At 73.4% G+C, this 17,403-nt stretch carries 18 protein-coding genes and 1 riboswitch; of the genes, 11 read left to right on the top strand and 7 right to left on the bottom strand.

All coding sequences use genetic code 11. The features are described 5' to 3' along the window. The first annotated feature begins 253 nt into the window (after positions 1 to 253). The 5 genes from gap (at position 254) to EBO15_RS18060 (ending at position 4,311) form a co-directional block, all read left to right on the top strand. Entirely contained in the window at positions 254 to 1,258 is a 1,005-nt protein-coding gene (gene gap / locus EBO15_RS18080; RefSeq protein ID WP_122195607.1) for a type I glyceraldehyde-3-phosphate dehydrogenase, read from the top strand. Positions 1,259 to 1,400: 142 nt separating this feature from the next. Further along, positions 1,401 to 2,588, top strand: a complete 1,188-nt coding sequence (locus EBO15_RS18075; protein WP_122195571.1) for a phosphoglycerate kinase — start codon at positions 1,401 to 1,403, stop codon at positions 2,586 to 2,588. A gap of 5 nt (positions 2,589 to 2,593) precedes the next feature. Further along, on the top strand, positions 2,594 to 3,394 hold the full coding sequence (tpiA, locus tag EBO15_RS18070; RefSeq protein WP_122195570.1) for a triose-phosphate isomerase: 801 nt from the start codon (positions 2,594 to 2,596) through the stop codon (positions 3,392 to 3,394). 181 nt (positions 3,395 to 3,575) lie between these two features. Further along, positions 3,576 to 3,809, top strand: coding sequence for a preprotein translocase subunit SecG (gene secG, locus EBO15_RS18065; protein WP_122195569.1), 234 nt, complete (start codon positions 3,576 to 3,578; stop codon positions 3,807 to 3,809). 130 nt (positions 3,810 to 3,939) lie between these two features. Next, positions 3,940 to 4,311, top strand: coding sequence for an RNA polymerase-binding protein RbpA (locus EBO15_RS18060; RefSeq protein ID WP_122195606.1), 372 nt, complete (start codon positions 3,940 to 3,942; stop codon positions 4,309 to 4,311). A gap of 137 nt (positions 4,312 to 4,448) precedes the next feature. On the opposite strand, the gene EBO15_RS18055 is transcribed toward EBO15_RS18060, so the two are convergent. Continuing rightward, on the bottom strand, positions 4,449 to 5,732 hold the full coding sequence (locus EBO15_RS18055; protein WP_122195568.1) for an acyltransferase family protein: 1,284 nt from the start codon (positions 5,730 to 5,732) through the stop codon (positions 4,449 to 4,451). Between the two features lie 77 nt (positions 5,733 to 5,809). Beyond that, a riboswitch (ZMP/ZTP riboswitch) is annotated at positions 5,810 to 5,897 on the top strand. Between the two features lie 61 nt (positions 5,898 to 5,958). On the opposite strand from EBO15_RS18055, the gene EBO15_RS18050 reads away from it, so the two are divergent. The 3 genes from EBO15_RS18050 (at position 5,959) to EBO15_RS18040 (ending at position 8,792) form a co-directional block, all read left to right on the top strand. Beyond that, positions 5,959 to 7,230, top strand: coding sequence for a serine hydroxymethyltransferase (locus EBO15_RS18050; protein WP_122195567.1), 1,272 nt, complete (start codon positions 5,959 to 5,961; stop codon positions 7,228 to 7,230). Positions 7,231 to 7,362: 132 nt separating this feature from the next. Then, positions 7,363 to 7,902, top strand: a complete 540-nt coding sequence (locus EBO15_RS18045) for an RNA polymerase sigma factor (protein ID WP_122195566.1) — start codon at positions 7,363 to 7,365, stop codon at positions 7,900 to 7,902. After that, the gene (locus tag EBO15_RS18040) at positions 7,899 to 8,792 is read left to right on the top strand and encodes a hypothetical protein (RefSeq protein ID WP_122195565.1); all 894 of its coding nucleotides are present in this window, start codon (positions 7,899 to 7,901) and stop codon (positions 8,790 to 8,792) included. Before EBO15_RS18045 ends, EBO15_RS18040 begins: the two co-directional genes overlap by 4 nt. Before the next feature lie 62 nt (positions 8,793 to 8,854). On the opposite strand, the gene EBO15_RS18035 is transcribed toward EBO15_RS18040, so the two are convergent. Next, on the bottom strand, positions 8,855 to 9,637 hold the full coding sequence (locus tag EBO15_RS18035) for a class I SAM-dependent methyltransferase (RefSeq protein ID WP_122195605.1): 783 nt from the start codon (positions 9,635 to 9,637) through the stop codon (positions 8,855 to 8,857). A 39-nt stretch (positions 9,638 to 9,676) separates the two neighbouring features. Further along, entirely contained in the window at positions 9,677 to 10,744 is a 1,068-nt protein-coding gene (locus EBO15_RS18030; RefSeq protein ID WP_122195564.1) for a GNAT family N-acetyltransferase, read from the bottom strand. A gap of 195 nt (positions 10,745 to 10,939) precedes the next feature. Between EBO15_RS18030 and EBO15_RS18025 the strand changes: the two genes are divergently transcribed. The 3 genes from EBO15_RS18025 to EBO15_RS18015 are packed head-to-tail and all read left to right on the top strand — an operon-like array spanning position 10,940 to position 13,614. Beyond that, positions 10,940 to 11,527, top strand: a complete 588-nt coding sequence (locus EBO15_RS18025) for a GNAT family N-acetyltransferase (protein WP_122195563.1) — start codon at positions 10,940 to 10,942, stop codon at positions 11,525 to 11,527. 26 nt (positions 11,528 to 11,553) lie between these two features. Then, entirely contained in the window at positions 11,554 to 12,996 is a 1,443-nt protein-coding gene (locus EBO15_RS18020; protein WP_122195562.1) for an NAD(P)/FAD-dependent oxidoreductase, read from the top strand. Positions 12,997 to 13,014: 18 nt separating this feature from the next. Beyond that, complete coding sequence (locus tag EBO15_RS18015; protein WP_122195561.1) at positions 13,015 to 13,614, top strand: class I SAM-dependent methyltransferase; 600 nt, start codon at positions 13,015 to 13,017, stop codon at positions 13,612 to 13,614. Between the two features lie 22 nt (positions 13,615 to 13,636). On the opposite strand, the gene EBO15_RS18010 is transcribed toward EBO15_RS18015, so the two are convergent. From EBO15_RS18010 to EBO15_RS18000, 4 genes are read right to left on the bottom strand one after another with little or no spacing between them, the layout of a single operon-like run. Continuing rightward, complete coding sequence (locus tag EBO15_RS18010) at positions 13,637 to 14,572, bottom strand: sugar kinase (protein ID WP_122195560.1); 936 nt, start codon at positions 14,570 to 14,572, stop codon at positions 13,637 to 13,639. Beyond that, a complete protein-coding gene (locus tag EBO15_RS45350) occupies positions 14,569 to 15,276 on the bottom strand; it encodes an SDR family NAD(P)-dependent oxidoreductase (RefSeq protein WP_199744624.1) in 708 nt (235 codons plus the stop codon). The genes EBO15_RS18010 and EBO15_RS45350 overlap by 4 nt, the downstream gene beginning before the upstream one ends. Positions 15,277 to 15,335: 59 nt before the next feature. Beyond that, positions 15,336 to 16,226 carry a dihydrodipicolinate synthase family protein gene (locus EBO15_RS45345; RefSeq protein WP_199744623.1) on the bottom strand — a complete coding sequence of 297 codons (891 nt, stop codon included), beginning with the start codon at positions 16,224 to 16,226 and terminating at the stop codon, positions 15,336 to 15,338. Next, complete coding sequence (locus EBO15_RS18000) at positions 16,227 to 17,402, bottom strand: mandelate racemase/muconate lactonizing enzyme family protein (RefSeq protein WP_122195559.1); 1,176 nt, start codon at positions 17,400 to 17,402, stop codon at positions 16,227 to 16,229. Position 17,403 lies beyond the last annotated feature (1 nt).

The raw sequence follows: 17,403 nt of genomic DNA, 5'->3' as shown, positions 1-17,403 counted from the left end.
GCGGGAATGAACCCGCCGGTTTCAGGGGACATGTCTGATTGGTCTAGACGGTGTGGTCTAGACCTCTGCCTGTCCTGGTTCCGGATCCCGGGCCGGGCAAAGGCGCGTCACCTGGCGAAATCCTCCCCGCCGGTGCGGGGAGGCGGCGCCGTGTTCGGTAAGGTCGAGTTCGGGGGAGACCCCGGGGTCCAGGTAGGAAGTCGCCCGGAATTCACCCGTGCCGGGCGTGTCGACGTACGAGGAGAGCGGTTCCGTGACCATCCGAGTAGGCATCAACGGTTTCGGCCGGATCGGACGCAACTTCTTCCGCGCGGTCAAGGCCAGCGGAGCCGACATCGAGGTCGTGGCGGTCAACGACCTGACCGACACCGCGACGCTCGCGCACCTGCTCAAGTACGACAGCATCCTGGGCCGCTTCCCCGAAGAGGTGAAGGCGGCCGGTGACGAGATCCTGGTCGGCGGCAAGGCGATCAAGGTCCTGGCCGACCGCGACCCGGCCAACCTGAAGTGGAGCGACTTCGACGTGGACGTCGTCGTCGAGTCCACCGGCTTCTTCACCGACGCCACCAAGGCCAAGGTGCACGCCGACAACGGCGCCAAGAAGGTCATCATCTCGGCGCCGGCCAAGAACGAGGACATCACCATCGTCATGGGCGTCAACGACGACCAGTACGACCCGGCGAAGCACACGGTGATCTCCAACGCGTCCTGCACCACCAACTGCCTGGCCCCGATGGCGAAGGTGATCCGTGACACCTTCGGCATCGAGAAGGGCCTGATGACCACCATCCACGCCTACACGCAGGACCAGAACCTCCAGGACGCCCCGCACAAGGACCTGCGCCGCGCCCGCGCCGCCGCGATCAACATCGTGCCGACCTCCACCGGCGCGGCCAAGGCCATCTCGCTGGTGCTGCCCGACCTGAAGGGCAAGCTGGACGGCTACGCCCTGCGGGTGCCGATCCCCACCGGCTCGGCCACCGACCTGACCGTCGAGGTCGGCCGCGAGACGACCGCCGACGAGGTCAACGCGGCGATCAAGGCGGCGGCCGACGGCCCGCTGCGCGGCGTCCTCCACTACACCGAGGACCCGATCGTCTCGTCCGACATCGTCACCGACCCGGCGTCCTGCATCTTCGACGCCGGCCTCACCAAGGTCATCGGCAACCAGGTGAAGGTCGTCGGCTGGTACGACAACGAGTGGGGCTACTCCAACCGCCTCGTCGACCTGGTCAAGCTGGTCGGCTCGTCGCTCTGAGCCGCGCCGCCCGCCGTGGCCACGAAGGAGTTCCGTGGCCACGGCGGGCGCACGTCTGCGGGCGGCCCCGCACCCGGGCGGCCCGCGGCACACCCGCACGCGACTCACCCGTATGCGACTCACGGAAGGACACCGCGTTCCGATGCGCACCCTCGACGACCTGGATGTGGCCGGCCGCACGGTGCTGGTCCGCACCGACCTGAACGTGCCGCTCCAGGACGGCAAGATCACCGACGACGGCCGGATCCGGGCCGGCGTGCCCACGATCGGGGCCCTGGCAGAGCGCGGCGCGAAGGTGGTCGTCTGCGCCCACCTGGGCCGTCCGAAGGGCGAGGTCAAGCCCGAGTTCTCGCTGGCGCCGGTCGCCGCGCGGCTCGGTGAGCTCCTCGGCCAGGACGTGACGTTCGCCACCGACGTGGTGGGCGACTCCGCCCGCGCCGCCGTCGCGGGCCTCGTCGGCGGCCAGGTCGCGCTCCTGGAGAACCTGCGCTTCGAGCCCGGCGAGACCAGCAAGGACGACGCCGAGCGCGGCGCGTTCGCCGACCGGCTGGCCGCCCTGGCCGAGATCTACGTCGGGGACGGCTTCGGCGCCGTCCACCGGAGGCACGCCAGCGTCTACGACGTCCCGCAGCGGCTGCCGCACGCCGCCGGGTACCTGATCGCGGCCGAGCTGGACGTGCTGAGGAAGCTCACCGAGGACGTGGCCCGCCCCTACGCGGTCGTCCTCGGCGGTTCCAAGGTCTCCGACAAGCTCGGCGTGATCGACAGCCTGCTCGGCAAGGCCGACCGGATCCTGGTCGGCGGCGGCATGGTCTTCACCTTCCTCGCGGCCCAGGGCCACGAGGTCGGCACGTCCCTGCTGGAGAAGGACCAGCTCGACACCGTCCGCGGGTACCTGGCGCGGGCGGAGGAGAGCGGCGTCGAGTTCGTCCTGCCGACCGACATCGTCGCGGCGGCCGCGTTCGCCGCCGACGCCGAGCACGAGGTGGTCGCGGCCGACGCGATCCCCGCCGACCGGATGGGGCTGGACATCGGCCCCGAGTCCGGCAAGCTGTTCGCCGCCCGCCTCGCCGACGCCCGGACGGTGTTCTGGAACGGCCCGATGGGCGTGTTCGAGATGGAGCCGTACTCCCACGGCACCCGCGCCGTCGCGCAGGGGCTGATCGACTCCGGCGCGTTCACCGTGGTCGGCGGCGGGGACTCCGCCGCGGCCGTCCGGCAGCTCGGCTTCGACGAGCACCGGTTCTCGCACATCTCCACCGGCGGCGGCGCCAGCCTGGAGTATCTGGAAGGCAAGACCCTGCCCGGCCTGATTGCTCTGGAGGACTGACCGAGATGGCCCCTTCCGCGAACGCCCCCGCGCGCAAGCCGCTCATGGCGGGCAACTGGAAGATGAACAACAACCACTTCGAGGCGATCGCGCTCGTCCAGAAGCTCGCGTTCGGGCTGAAGGACGCCGACTTCGCCGCGGTGGACGTCGCCGTCCTGCCCCCGTTCACCGACATCCGCTCGGTGCAGACGCTGGTGGACGCCGACAAGCTGCAGATCACCTACGGCTCGCAGGACATCTCGCGGCACGCGTCCGGCGCCTACACCGGGGAGATCTCCGGCGCGATGCTGGCCAAGCTCGGGTGCTCCTACGCGACCGTCGGGCACTCCGAGCGCCGCCAGTACCACCACGAGGACGACGCGCTGGTCAACGCCAAGGCCAGGGCCGCGATCGCGAACAAGATCACTCCGATCGTGTGCGTCGGCGAGGGCCTGGAGGTGCGCAAGGCGGGCGAGCACGTCGGCCACTGCCTGAGCCAGGTCGAGGGCGCGCTGGAGAAGATCACCGCCGAGCAGGTCGCCGAGCTGGTGATCGCCTACGAGCCGGTCTGGGCGATCGGCACGGGCGAGGTCGCCACCCCGCAGGACGCGCAGGAGGTCATCGGCGCGATCCGGGCCCGGGTCGGCGAACTGCACGACGGCGAGACCGCCTCGAAGGTGCGGATCCTGTACGGTGGCTCGGTCAAGGGGAACAACATCGCCGGGATCATGGCGCAGCCCGATGTGGACGGCGCTTTGGTCGGAGGTGCCAGTCTGGACGCGGGTGAGTTCGTCAAGATCTGCCGGTACCGGGACCTCCCGGCCTGATTCCGGCGGAGCGGGACCGGTGACTTGAGATCAATTCGGTCTCGACCCGCCGGTTCTTGCCGAACCAGCGAAGAGTTCGTCGTACCCTGCGGGGGTGACGGGTAAACGGCCCGGCTAGATCCTCCGTCCAACATCAGACAGGCCCCGCCTCGGCGGGGCAGGCCAGAGAAGGCGCGCAACTGTGATCATCGCTTCGTCCATCGTGCTTATCATCACGAGCTTGCTGATGGTGGTTCTCGTCCTGATGCACAAGGGCAAGGGCGGGGGACTGTCCGACATGTTCGGTGGCGGCATCTCGTCGTCGCTGGGCGGATCGTCGGTGGTCGAGCGTAACCTGGACCGGCTGACCATCGGTGTCGGCGTCGTCTGGTTCGCCTCGATCATCGTGCTCGGCCTGCTGTTCAAGCACAGCTGAGCCGCGTTCACCGGGTCTGGTCCCGTAGCACCTGAGCCGAAGAGAAGAACACCAACACCGCCGAGCCGCCGCCCGGCTCCCCAGAGCGACCTCGAAGCGGGCGGCGGCATATCGACCGAGGAGTATGTCCGTGGGTAGTGGCAACGCGATTCGGGGAAGCCGTGTCGGCGCCGGTCCGATGGGTGAGGCCGAGCGTGGGGACGCGGCGCCTCGCGTCTGGGTGACCTTCTACTGCGCCAACCGGCACGAGACCCGTCCGAGCTTCGCGACCGACGTCGCGGTTCCCGACACGTGGGACTGCCCGCGCTGCGGGTTCCCGGCCGGGCAGAACAAGGACGCCCCGCCGGCGCCGCCGAAGACCGAGCCCTACAAGACGCACCTCGCGTATGTGAAGGAGCGGCGCAGCGACGCCGACGGTGAGGCCATCCTCGAGGAGGCCCTCAACAAGCTCCGCGAGAAGCGTGCCGCCGTGAAGCGCGCCATGGAGGCCGCGCGCTCCTGACGCGCGTTCTCCGGCCCGGTACCCGACACCAGGGGCCCGGGCCGTTCCGTTTCCGGCGTCGCCGGCACGAAGGCCCGGCCCCTCCGCGTCCCCTGCGGAGGGGCCGGGCTTTTCCGCGTCCGCTCTCGTCGCGTTCGTCAGGAGGCCGCCGATGCGCGGGACGGCTCGGCGGCGGGCGCCGGGGCCGGGTCGGGGTCGAAGCGGCGGGCGAGGACCCGGCCGAGGCGCTGGCCGGGCTTCTCGATCCAGCGGTGGGACGCCCAGCTCGCGGCCAGCAGGAGCGCCAGGAACGGGACGAAGAGCAGCGGCTGGTCGCCCTTGGGTCGTCCGATGGTCATGTCCAGGAGCATGAGCAGCAGCTCGTGCAGCAGGTAGGCGGAGTAGCTGACGACGCCGGACCAGGCCAGCCAGCGCGGGACATGCCGGTGCCGCAGCGCGTACCCGATCCCGAACAGGGCGAACGCGCCGATGACGGCGAGCGCCCAGGCGCGCTTCTCGCCGAGGTCGGTGTCCCAGGTGGTGTAGTGCCGGACGCGCCAGATCCCGGTGCCCGCCGCGCTGACCATGACCAGCAGGCAGACGGCGAGGGCGGTCCGGGGGCGGATCTGGCCGCGTTCGGCGCGGTGGACGACCGTCCCGGTGAACATGACGGCGAGGATCGCCAGGCCCTGCCAGGGGTCGACGCGTCCGTTCACCAGGACGAGGGTGAGCGCGAGGGCGCCGCCGGCGAGGGCCCCGGCCCGCGCGACGGCGGTCCGGCGCGCGCAGGCGAGCGTGATCGAGGCGGCCATCAGCACGAACGCGGCGAGGGAGACCCGGCCCTCCCCGAACCGGGTGGACAGCGCCGTGGCGGGCAGGACGAGGGCGAGCGCGGGCGCCGCGACCGCCAGCGTGGACGCCGTGGCGACCGACCGGCGGTGCCATCCGACGGAGAAGAGCGCGACGACCAGCAGGTAGAAGGCCATCTCGTAGGAGAGCGTCCAGAGCACGTTGATCGCGCTCGGGATGCCGAGGAGGTCCTGCATCATCGTCAGGTGGGACAGGGCGACCGCGACCGGGTGGTAGGCGGTGGCGAGCCCGTCCCGCAGCTCGTACCGGCCCGTCACGTGCAGGACGACGACGAACGCGATGGCGGCGAGCAGCAGCGGGTAGATGCGGAAGAGCCGGCCGGTCCAGAACCGCCGCATGGATCCGCGCCGTTCCAGGGACGCGGGGACGATGTAGCCGCTGACCAGGAAGAACACCAGCACTCCGAACGACCCCGGGTCGATCCATTCGAGGAGTGTCCGGCGGAAGTCCGGCAGGTAGTGGTAGGACGCGTGGTGCAGGGCCACGGTGATCGCGGCGACACCGCGCAGGGCGTCCAGCCAGCCCAGACGGACGGTCGCGTCCGGCCTGCGAAGGGGGAGTTCGGAACGCATCCCTGGCACCTTAGCGGGTCAAAGGTGGCGAAGGCGTGGAAAAGGATCATTAGGCACTTTCACCAGGGCCGCTATGATGACCCGCAAGCGACTGGCGCAGTCAAGGTGGAGCCGACCACCGGGGAGCGAACCGCCGTCCGCACACCGCGCGCCTGGGTGTACGGGACACCTCATCATGCCGGGGTGCCCGACACTGAGCCTCCGGCCCGACTTCGCGGAGGCAGCCATGCACGAGCCGTCGATCCCCCATCTCGCCGCCGAGGACCCCGAGATCGCCGGGCTGGTGGAGGCCGAGGCGCGCCGCCAGTTCGAGAAGATCCGGCTGATCGCCTCGGAGAACTACGTCTCGCCCGCCGTCCTGGAGGCGACCGGCAGCGTCCTGACCAACAAGTACTCGGAGGGCTACGCGGGCCGCCGGTACTACGAGGGACAGCAGAACATCGATCCGGTCGAGCTCGCCGCGATCGAGCGGGCCAAGGCCGTGTTCGGCGTCGACCACGCCAACGTCCAGCCGTATTCGGGCTCGCCCGCCAACCTCGCCGTCTACATGGCGTTCCTGAACCCGGGCGACACCGTCCTCGGGCTGTCGCTGCCGATGGGCGGGCACCTCACCCACGGCTGGTCGGTGTCGGCGACCGGCAAGTGGTTCAACCCCGTCCGGTACGGGGTGCGCGCCGACACCGGCCGCGTCGACATGGACGAGGTCCGCGACCTGGCGCTGCGGGAGCGGCCGAAGCTGATCTGGTGCGGCGGGACGGCCATTCCGCGCACCATCGACTTCCCCGCGTTCGCCGAGATCGCGCGGGAGACCGGCGCGGTCCTGGCCGCCGACATCGCGCACATCGCGGGCCTGATCGCGGGCGGCGCGCACCCGTCCCCCGCCGGCCACGCGGACGTGATCACCACGACGACGCACAAGACGCTGCGCGGCCCGCGCGGCGCGATGGTGATGTCGACCGAGGAGCACGCCAAGGCCGTCGACAAGGCGGTCTTCCCCGGTCTCCAGGGCGGCCCGCACAACCACACGACCGCGGCCATCGCGGTGGCGCTGCGCGAGGCGGCGCAGCCGGACTTCCCCGTCTACGCCCGCCAGGTCGTCGCGAACGCCCGCGCGCTCGCGGCGGCGCTGCTCGCGCGCGGCTACGACCTGATCTCCGGTGGCACCGACAACCACCTGATCCTCATCGACCTGACGAACAAGGGCGTCGCGGGCAAGCCCGCCGCGCAGGCGCTCGACCGGGCGGGGATCGAGCTGAACTACAACGCCGTCCCGTTCGACCCGCGCAAGCCGTTCGACCCGTCCGGGCTGCGCATCGGCACGGCGGCCGTGACGACGCGCGGGCTCACCGAGCGGCACATGGAGCCGCTCGCCGCGTGGATCGACGAGGTCGTCCAGGCCGCCGCGAAGGGCGACGAGGCCGTGGTGGGGCGGGTCGCCGCCGAGATCCGCGACCTGATGGCCGCGCACCCGATGCCGGGCTGGTCCGCGACGCCGTGAGCGGGCGTCCGGCCGGAGGACGGTCGTCCGGATTTCCGAGGGGGTGAAAGAACCGGGCGTGCTCCGGACATGTGCAGGTGATCGTTCACCAAGGGGTCACATGTTCAGGAGGTCGGATGTTGAGGAACCCGGATGGGTGAGGACGAGTTCGCGGACGTCTACGCCGCCACCTACAAGCCCCTGCTCGGGTACGCCCTGCGCCGGTGCGACTCGCCCGAGGACGCGGCCGACGTGGTGGCGGAGACGTTCGCGATCGCCTGGCGGCGCGCGGCGGAGATGCCGTCCGGGGACGAGGCCCGGTTGTGGCTGTACGGTGTCGCGCGCCGTGTCCTGGGCAACCAGCGGCGCGGGGCGCGGCGCCGCGGTCTGAAGACGGCGGCGCTGATCGCCGAGTTGTCCGTCGCCGCGCCGTCGCGGGACGGCTCCTCGGTGGTCGCCGACGTCTTCGGCCGGCTGCCGGATCGCGATCGTGAGCTTCTCGCGCTCGTGGCCTGGGAAGGGCTGTCCACCACCGAGATCGCGACGGTGCTCGGTTGTTCGTCCAACGCCGTGAGCATTCGCCTGCACCGGGCCCGCAAGCGCTTCGCGCGCGCCCTGCGGTCCGCGGGCGTCGACCGTCCGCCCGCAGCAGTACGGGCCAGGCCCGTTCTTCAGGAGAGTGATCTGACATGACGTCCCGTATCGACGATCTCGTGGCGGGCCTGGCGACGGTGCGCGACGGCGACATCACGAGCGAGCCGGACGGCGCCGGAGGGCGTTCGCTGCTCGCGGCCATCACCGCCGAGGACGCGCCGGCGCCTCGACGCCGCCGTCCCCGGCGCCTTCCCGGCCTGGTGGGCGCCGCGGTGGTCGTCTCGGCCGCCGCTGCCGCGGTGGCCGTCCTCCTACCGCACGGCGGGCGTCCGGTGCCGCTGCGCAGCTACGCCAACGCGGCCATGTCGATCCAGGTCAAGGGCACCGAGTACGAGGTCGAGGTCAAGGACGCCTACGCCGACCAGCGCGAGTTCGGCAAGGCGTTCGCCAAGGTCGGCCTGGACGCCAGGCTGCGCATCGTTCCGGTCACGCCGGAGCATGAACGCGAGATCGTTCAGAGCGGCTCGCTGCACGCGCCCAAGGGCGGCGAGTCCACGGTGGGAATGCTGGGGATGTCCGACATCGTGATGAAGTGCCCGCCGGGCCAGAGCGCCTGTCCACTGAGGGTCCGGCTGAGCGGCTCGGTGTACCGCCTGACGGGAGCCGACATCGTCATCGGCCGGAAGGCCGGGCCCGGTGAGGTCTTCTTCGACGCGAGGCCGGTCCGTGGCGATCGGGCCCAGGGCCTGCGCCTGGCCGGCCGGACCGTCGCCGAAGCCCTCGCCGAGCTGCGCCGTCGCGGCCTGACCTCGGCGTTCACGCTCGGTGATGTCAATGCCGACGGGTCGGGTTCCTCCTGGGCCTCGCCGCTGACGTGGCGTCCCTCGGGCGAGCGCCGCATCACCGGAGCGTGGATGCGGAGCTCCGACTCGGTCGGGCTGATGGTCGTCCCGCAGCAGGGCGACCCCCGGCCCCGCCCGGTCGACTGACCGGCACGCCCTCGACGTGGCGGTTCGCGGCCTTCGGCGCGCGGACCGCCACCGGCGTGCCCTCAGGCGCGGCGGAGGACGGTGATCATGCGCCAGGCCCCCGCGTCGGTGAGGGCCACGTCGCCGAAGTCGCCGTACTGGGCGACGGTCTCCAGTGCGCCGGACAGGCGGACGGCGGCGGTGAGCTCGGTCGCGGTCCAGAAGCGGTAGGGGACGACGTCGTTGATGACCCGGACCGGGGCGTCCGGTTCGGTGATGGTCATGGTGACGTGGTCGTCGGCGATCTGCGTGACGGGGTCGAGCCGGTCGGACGGCTCGCCCCAGCGGACGGTGGCGGACACATCGCCGCGGTCGACCGTCCAGCCGGTGGAGACCGAGGGGTCGTCGGTGAGCCGGTCGCGGGGGTGCGACATCTCCAGGACGTAGAGGCCGTCGGGGCCGAGGTGGTCGGCGGTGCGGTCCAGGTGCGCGACGAACGCGTCCAGGGTCATGAGGTGGGACGTGGAGTCCAGCATCGTCACGACCAGGTCGAACCGGCGGCCGAGCGCGAACGAGGTCATGTCCTCCTGGACGACGTCCAGCTCGAGGCCCGCGTCCTCGGCCTGCCGGTCGGCGTAGGCGCACATCGCCGGGTGCAGGTCGAGGGCGGTGGCGGTGAGGCCGCGCCGGGCGAACTCGCGGGCGTGCTCGGCGGGGCCCGCGGCCAGCTCCAGGACGGTCCGGGCCGCCGCGCCGGACGAGCGGTGCCGGACGGTCCACTCCAGCAGGGTGTCCACCTCGGCGGACACGTCGCGGAACGAGCATGCCAGCTCGTAGGCCCAGGGGTCGTCGTAGATGCCGGTCACGACGCCCATCCTGCCAGGCGCGGCGGGGGCGGCCCGACGTCAGCCCCGCTCCGCCCGCTCCGGCGCGGGCGCGGACGGGGTGGGCGCGGGACGGCCGTCCAGGCGGAGCCGGACCTCGACGACGCCGGGTTCGCCGGTGCGGCGCGTCCGGCCGCCGAGGGAGACCAGCAGCCGCCGCATCCGGGTGTTCTCGGCGAGCGCGGTGGCGCGGAGTTCGACCAGGCCGCGCTCGCGGCCGAGCACGGCCAGCAGCTCGGCGAGCGCCCGGCCGAGGCCGCGGCCCTGCCAGGCGTCCTCGACGAGGAACGCGACCTCCGCGACGCCGGGGTCGAGCACGTGGATGAGGTGCGCGAGGGCGAGGACGGAGCCGTCCGGGCCCTCGGCGACGAGCGTCAGCCCGTGCCACGGCTCGCAGAACCGCTCGACGGCCGCGCGCGGCGGGAACGGCTTGGGGCTGAAGTACCGCATGCGCCGGCTGTCCAGGGAGCAGCGCTCGTGCATGGCGCGGACGGCGTCCGCGTCGTCGCGTTCGATGGGCCGGACGGTCACGCGCGTTCCGTCGGTCAGGGGCACCGGCTGGGATGCGGCGGACGGCGGCCCCGCGGGCAGGGCCGCGCGCACGAGGGCGTCCGCGCGGGCGGCCTCGGTCGCGGTGAACGGCAGCCCGGGGCGGCTCATCCGCACCGCGCGCCGCCCGGCCCGGACGGTCAGGATGTCGCCCTCGTCGTCGCCGACCGCCGGTGCGGTCGTCCAGGCGGCCTCGTGCGCGCGCAGGAGTTCGGCCAGGATCTCGGGCAGCGCGTGGGGTTCGACGCGGGCGCGGGAGGCGAGGGCGAGCGCGCGGGTCGGCTCGTCCACCAGCTCGCGCGGGCGCGCGGGGACGACGGCCGTGCGGACGCCTCCCGCCGACGCCGCGGCGCGGGTGAGCTCGTCCGGGCCCGCGCCGCCGGACGGCACGTCCACGACGAACTCGTCCACGACGCCCTCGGTTCCGACCTGGACGGTCAGCCCGAGGATGTTCGCGCCGCGCGCGGCCAGCGCCGCGGTCAGGGCGGCGAGGCGGCCGGGGCGGTCCTCGATCTCGGTGCGGATGCGCAACAGCGGCATGACCTGGTCCTTCCGGGGGCGGTGGGTTCTGCTCCGGCCACTGTCGCCCGCCGGTGTTACGGAAGCGCTACACCGGCGTGAGGTGAGAGTTTCACCTTCGCCACCGGCCTTGAGCGCGCCCGCGGGAGCGCTTAGCGTCACGTGGGTGATCTGCGTTCCGACCGTCCGCGGCGGAGGTTTCCGCCGTGCGGGGCGGTGAGCGAAGAGGTGCGCACCGGGCGGCTGGCGCTGCGCCCGGTGAGCATGAGCGACCACACGGCGCTGCTGGCCCACTGGACGGGGCCGCTCGTCCGCAGGCACCTGTTCGGCGACCGCCGGGTCTCGCCCGAGCAGGTCACCGAGATCATCGCGGCCAGCCAGCGGGACTTCGCCACCGAGGGCTACGGGCTGTGGGCGCTGCGCCCGGCCTTCCGCCGGTTCGGCGAGCCGGCGGTGACCGGCCGCGCGCTGCTCGGGGTGGCCGGGCTGTGCGGCACGGACGCGGCGGGCGACGTCGAGATGGTCTACAGCCTCGAACCCGACCGCTGGGGGCAGGGCCTGGCCGCCGAGGCGGGCCTGGCGGTCCTCCGGCACGCGTTCACCGACGCCGGGCTGCGCCGGGTCGTCGCCGAGATCGACATGGCGAACGCGTCGTCGCTCGGCGTCGCGCAGCAGCTGGGGATGCGGCACCGGGGGATGGGTCCCGGAGGCACCGCGATCTACGCGATCGACCGCACGCAGTGGATCGGAACACGTCACACTCTGGCGCGCAGACAACAGAATCCGTCGCCAGAGATGCTTTAAGCAGTCGAATACAGCAGTATTGGCATATGTCTACTGCGTCCGACGCTGCCCCCGCCCCCCGTTCCGCCGCGTTCGGCGACGGCGCGGTGTCCCACTGGTACCGCGAGCCCGGCCTGCCCGCGCCCGGCGACCGCCTGCCCGGCCCCCGCACCGCCGACGTCTGCCTGGTCGGCGCGGGCTACACCGGCCTGTGGACGGCCTACTACCTCAAGAAGGCGCGGCCCGACCTGCGGATCGTCGTCCTGGAGAAGGAGTTCGCCGGGTTCGGCGCGTCCGGGCGGAACGGCGGCTGGGTCGTGGGGGAGCTCGCCGGGTCGCGGGAGCGGTACGCGCGCCGCCACGGGCGCGAGGCGGCGGCCGAGCTCCAGCGGGCGATGTTCGCGACCGTGGACGAGATCCTGCGCGTGGCGGAGGACGAGGGCATCGACGCCGACCTCGTGAAGGGCGGCGTCCTCAACACCGCGCGGAATGCCGCCCAGGCGGCGCGGGTGCGGGCGCTGGTCGAGGAGAACCGCGCGTGGGGCTGGACGCCGGACGACATGGTCCTGCTGTCCGGGCGCGAGGCGGACGCGCGGATCGGCATCGCGGGCCAGCGGGCCGCCACGTTCTCGCCGCACTGCGCCCGCGTCCAGCCCGCCAAGCTCGCGCGCGGGCTCGCGGCGACCGTCCGGGCGCTCGGCGTGGAGATTTTCGAGGACACGCCGGTGCTGCGCCTCGTCCCGCGCCGGGACGGGCGCCCGGCCGCCGCCGTCACCCCGTACGGGACGGTCACCGCCGAGTACGTGCTTCGCGCGACCGAGGGGTTCACCGCGCGGATGGCCGGGCACCGGCGCGACTGGCTGCCGATGAACAGCTCCATGATCGTCACGACGCCGCTGCCGGACGCGGTGTGGGACGCGATCGGCTGGCGGAACGGCGAGGTGCTGGGCGACATGGCGCACTACTACATGTACGCGCAGCGCACGGCGGACGGCCGCATCGCGTTCGGTGGACGCGGCAGGCCCTACCGTTACGGCTCTGGTGTGGACGACGCGGGCGCCACCGCGCCGGGCACCGTCGACCAGCTCTGGCGGATGCTGACCGGGATGTTCCCCGGCGTCGCGGGCGAGGCGAGCGTGGACCACGCGTGGTCGGGCGTCCTCGGCGTCCCGCGCGACTGGTGCTCCACGGCCGTCGTGGACCACCACACCGGGCTCGGCCACGCGGGCGGGTATACCGGGCACGGCGTCGCGACCACCAACCTCGCCGGACGCACCCTGCGCGACCTGGTGCTCCGCCGCGACAGCGAGCTGACCGCGCTGCCGTGGGTGAACTGGCGGGTGCGGCGCTGGGAGCCCGAGCCGCTGCGGTGGCTCGGCGTCCAGGCGATGTACGCGCTGTACCAGGTCGCGGACGGCCGGGAGGCGGCCTCGGACGCGCCCCGCACCTCGGTGGTCGCCCGTGTCGCGGACGCGATCACCGGCCACTGACCTGGTAATTTCGGTGAGATGATCACAAAGGGGACGCAGGGGTACGGCGCCGAGGCGGACCGGCTCGCCCACGAGTACGAGTCGCTGCCCAGCGAGGACGTCTTCAGGGACGTGCTCCACCTGATCCCGGGCAAGCCGGGACGCGTTCTCGACATCGGCGCCGGGACGGGCCGGGACGCCGCGGCCTTCGCGGTCCGCGGCCACGCGGTGACGGCGGTCGAGCCGACGCCCGAGCTGCTCGCGCACGCCCGCCGCCTGCACGCGGGCGCGGGGATCGCGTGGCTGGACGACACGCTTCCCGACCTCGCCGCCGTCCAGGGGACGTTCGACCTGGTCACGCTCGTCGCCGTCTTCATGCACCTGGACGCCGGCGAGCGTCCGCGGGCGATGCGGCGCCTCGCGGGGCTCCTGGAGCCCGCGGGGGTCGCCCTGCTGACGCTGCGGCACGGCCCGACCCCGCAGGGACGGCACATGTTCGACATCCCGGACGAGGAGACGGTCGCGCACGCCGCCGGGGCGGGGCTGAGCGTCGTCCACCGGAGCACGTGGAACGATCTCCTCGGCCGCCCCGGCGTCAGCTGGACGACCCTCGCCCTCACCCCGGCCGAGGCCCCTTAAACGCGCCCCTTGACCGAGCCCCTCAACCGCGGGACGCGGTGAGCATCGCGCGGGCGAAGCCGGCGTCGGGGAGCCCCTCGGTGTCGCCGGGGGACGCCACGACCGACGCGGCCAGCGCCGTCCCCAGCCGGGCCGCCCCGGCCGGGGACGCGCCGGAGAGGCGTCCGGCCAGGTAGCCGCCCAGCATCGCGTCGCCCGCGCCGACCGGGTCGACGACCGTGACGGCCGCGCTCGGAAGGTGCCGCGGACCCTCGGCCGACGCGTGCCAGACGCCGTCCGGACCCGCCTTCAGCAGGACCTCCCCGACGCCCGCCTCGCGCGCGGCGGCGAACACCGCCTCGGGGTCGTCCGTGCCGAACAGGGCGTCCGCCTCGTCCGTCCCGAGCGCGAGCAGCCCGACACGGGGCAGCAGCGAACGCAGGACCTCCGCCACCGGCTCGACGGGCCCGAGCGCCGGACGCAGGTTCGGGTCGAGCACGACGAGCCCGTCCGCCTGCTCCGCGAGCCGCCGCACGAGCGCGGCGGGTCCGGGCCCCAACGCGACGGTGATCCCGGACAGGACCACCGCGCGCGCACGAGCCGCGAGTACGCGGTCGGCGTCGGACTCGTCCATCGCCGAAGCCGCCGACCCGCGCCTGTAGTAGTGCACGCGGCGCCGGCCGTCCGGCCGGACGTCCTTGAAGAACACCCCGGTCGGACGGTCCGCGTCCACGCGCACGAGACCGTCGTCCACGCCGAGCGCGCCGACGTGCCGCAGGACGCGCGCGCCGAGCGGGTCATCACCGACGCGCGAGGCGAACGCGGCGCGCAGCCCGAGCCGGGCCACGGCCGCGCACGCGTTCAGCTCGGCCCCGGCCACGTGCGCCTCCAGGGCGGGCGCGTCGGCGAGGTCGTCCCCGGCGGGCGGCTGGAGCAGCACCATGGCCTCCCCGACGCCCACCACGTCCGGTCCGGTCACAGGAACCGTTCCCGCAGGTCAGGACGGAGGAACGCGGCCGGGGAGGCGATGCTGAGCCCACCGTCCACCGGCAGCACGACGCCCGTGACGAACCCGGCCTCCGGCGAGGCGAGGAACGCGACCGCGGCCGCGACGTCCTCCGGACGGCCCGTCCGGCCGACGGGATAGCCCTCCGTGGCACGTTCCAGATGCCCGCCGCCGATCAGTCCGGGTGCGACCGCGTTCACCCGCACGCCCGACGGCCCGCACTCCAGCGCGAGCTGCCGGACGAGCGCGTCCAGGCCGCCCTTCGCGGTGGCGTACGCGGCCAGCCACGGCGCGGCGAGGAACGCGTTCACCGAGCTCACCGCGACGATCGCCGACCCGCGTCCCAGGTGGGGGAGCGCGGCGCGGGTCAGGAAGAACGCGGTGTCGAGCACCGAGCCGAGGGCCGTCCGCCACTGCTCGTCCGTGGTGTCCCGGACGGACGCCACCGGCATCACGGCCGCCGCCGGGACGAGCACGTCCAGCCGTCCGAGCGTCGCGGCGGCCGACGCCACGACCTCGCCCGCCACGGACGATTCGGTGCAGTCGGCCACGAGGAAGTCCGCGTACACCGGGTCGTTGCACGCCTCGAGCCCGACGCCGACCACACGGTCGCCGCGCGCCGCGAAGCCCGCGGCGATCGCCCGCCCGATCGGCGAGTTCCCACCGGACAGCAACACGCCTCGCGAGCGGTCTGCCGAGGTCACGGCGTCTGCGGGGGGCACGGCGTCCGCGGGGGTCACGGTGTCGCCGGGAGGTCGAGGACGGCGAGGATCTCGTCCAGGCCCGCGAGGGCGCCCGCGTCCAGCGGACGGGCCGGGGCGCGCACCGCCGCCGACGCGATCAGCCCGCGCCGGACCAGCACCTCCTTGTGCACCGCCCACGCCAGGCCCGCCTGCATCCCGAACCGGATGAGGGGCAGCAGCCGCGCGAACGCCGCGTGCGCGTCGGCGCGGCGTCCCGCCGACCAGTCCGCGAGGATCGGCGCGATCACGTCGGTGAACTCGCACGCGGGCATGGTGCCGACCGCGCCGCCCGCGTACTCCTCCAGGACGAACAGGGCGTTCTGCCCGCCGAACACCGCGAAGTCCGGGGCGACGCCGCGCACCACCGCGGCGACCTTCGGCGCGGTCGGCGGGGCCTCGACCTTGACCGACCCGACGCCGGGCAGCCCGCTCAGCTCGACGATCAGGCCCTCCGGCATGGCGACGCCGGTCGCGCCCGGCGCGTCCTGCACCATCACCTCCGGCCCGACCTCGCCGACCGCGCCGTAGAAGTCGACCAGCTGCCCCGGCGTCGGCTTCACCATGAACGGCGGCAGCACCATGAGCGCGTCCGCGCCGCCCTCGGCGGCGGCGCGGGCCTGCTCCAGCGCGGTCAGCGTGCCGGTCGCGGCGACGCCCGCGACGATCGGCACCGCCCCCGCGACGGTCTCGCGGACGGCCGCCAGCACCCGCGCGCGGTCGTCCGCGGTGAGCGCGAACCCCTCGCTGGCCATGCCGAACAACGCGACTCCGGTCGCGCCGGACGCGACCTGGAACGCGGTGAGGCGGCGCAGACCGGGCAGGTCCAGCGAGCCGTCGGGGGCGAAGGGGGTGGCGAGAACGGGGACGAGCCCGGACAGGCTCACTCAGACCTCCAGAGGGGTTGACGAAAGTTCGGCGACGGCGTCGAGGTCGACCTCGACGCCGAGACCGGGACCGGACGGCACGGCGAAGCCGGTCGCGCCGCCGGTGATCGGGGTGGTCAGGACGCGTCCGCCGACCTCGTGGGACGTCGGCTGGTACTCGAAGAACGCCAGCTCCGGCAGTGCGGCGCTGACGTGCAGCCCGGCCGCGAGGACGACGCCGAGGCCGGTGGAGTGGTGCGGCGCGACGGGCAGGTGCCGCGCGGCGGCCAGCTCGCCCATCGCCATCAGCTCGGTGATGCCGGTGCGGCCCACGTCGGGCTGGACGAGCCCGGTCGCGCGCCGGTCGAGCCAGTGCGTCAGCTCGTACCGGTTGCGTAGGGTCTCGCCGATCGCGATCGGCAGGTCCACGCGGCGGGCGAGGTCGCGGTGGCCCTCGACGTCCTCGGGCGCGAGCGGCGCCTCGAGGAACAGCGCGCCGCGCTCCGCGAGCGCCTTCCCGAGCCGGACGGCCTCGGGCAGGGAGTAGGCCCAGTGGGCGTCGACCGCTACGTGCAAGCCGGTTGCGGCGACGACGTCGAAGGTGGCGAGGTCCTCGTCGACGCCGTGCCCGAGGTGCAGCTTCACGCGGGTCGCGCCGCGCTCCACCCATTCCACCGCGAGGGCCGCGCGCTCCTCGTTCGTCGGTCGCGGAAGCCCGCTCACGTACACCGGGACCTCGTCGCGGAAAGCGCCTCCCAGCAGGGCGGACACCGGCCGGTCGGTGAGCCGCCCGGCCAGGTCCCACAGCGCGATGTCGACGGCGGCGAGCGCGTCGGCCTGGTGCCCGACCAGGTGGCCGCGCTCGCGCATGAGGTCGCGCAGCTTGTGCCAGAGCGGGCGGACGGCCGTGGGGTCCTCGCCGATCAGGACGGGCCCGAGCAGCCGGTCGACGATCGCGGCGGTCACCTCGGGCGCGACGGGGGACAGCGCCTCACCCCAGCCGGTCGTGCCGTCCGCGCAGGTGACGCGCACGAGGAGGGTCTCGAACCGGGACGAGTAGAGGCTGCGCCAGGGCGGGCGGAGGAAGTACCCGTCGCCCGCCGTGTCCGGCGGGGCGCCGAGGTAGGCGTCGGGATTTCGGATCTTCAGGGGGAACGCGTCGACCCGTGTCACTGGGGGTTGACTTCCGTGCAACATG

Origin of the sequence: Actinomadura harenae, assembly GCF_003696215.1 — a bacterium.
GTDB classification, from domain to species: domain Bacteria; phylum Actinomycetota; class Actinomycetes; order Streptosporangiales; family Streptosporangiaceae; genus Spirillospora; species Spirillospora harenae.
Note: the sequence above shows the minus strand (reverse complement) of the source record. Positions and strands in the feature narration are given on the sequence as shown.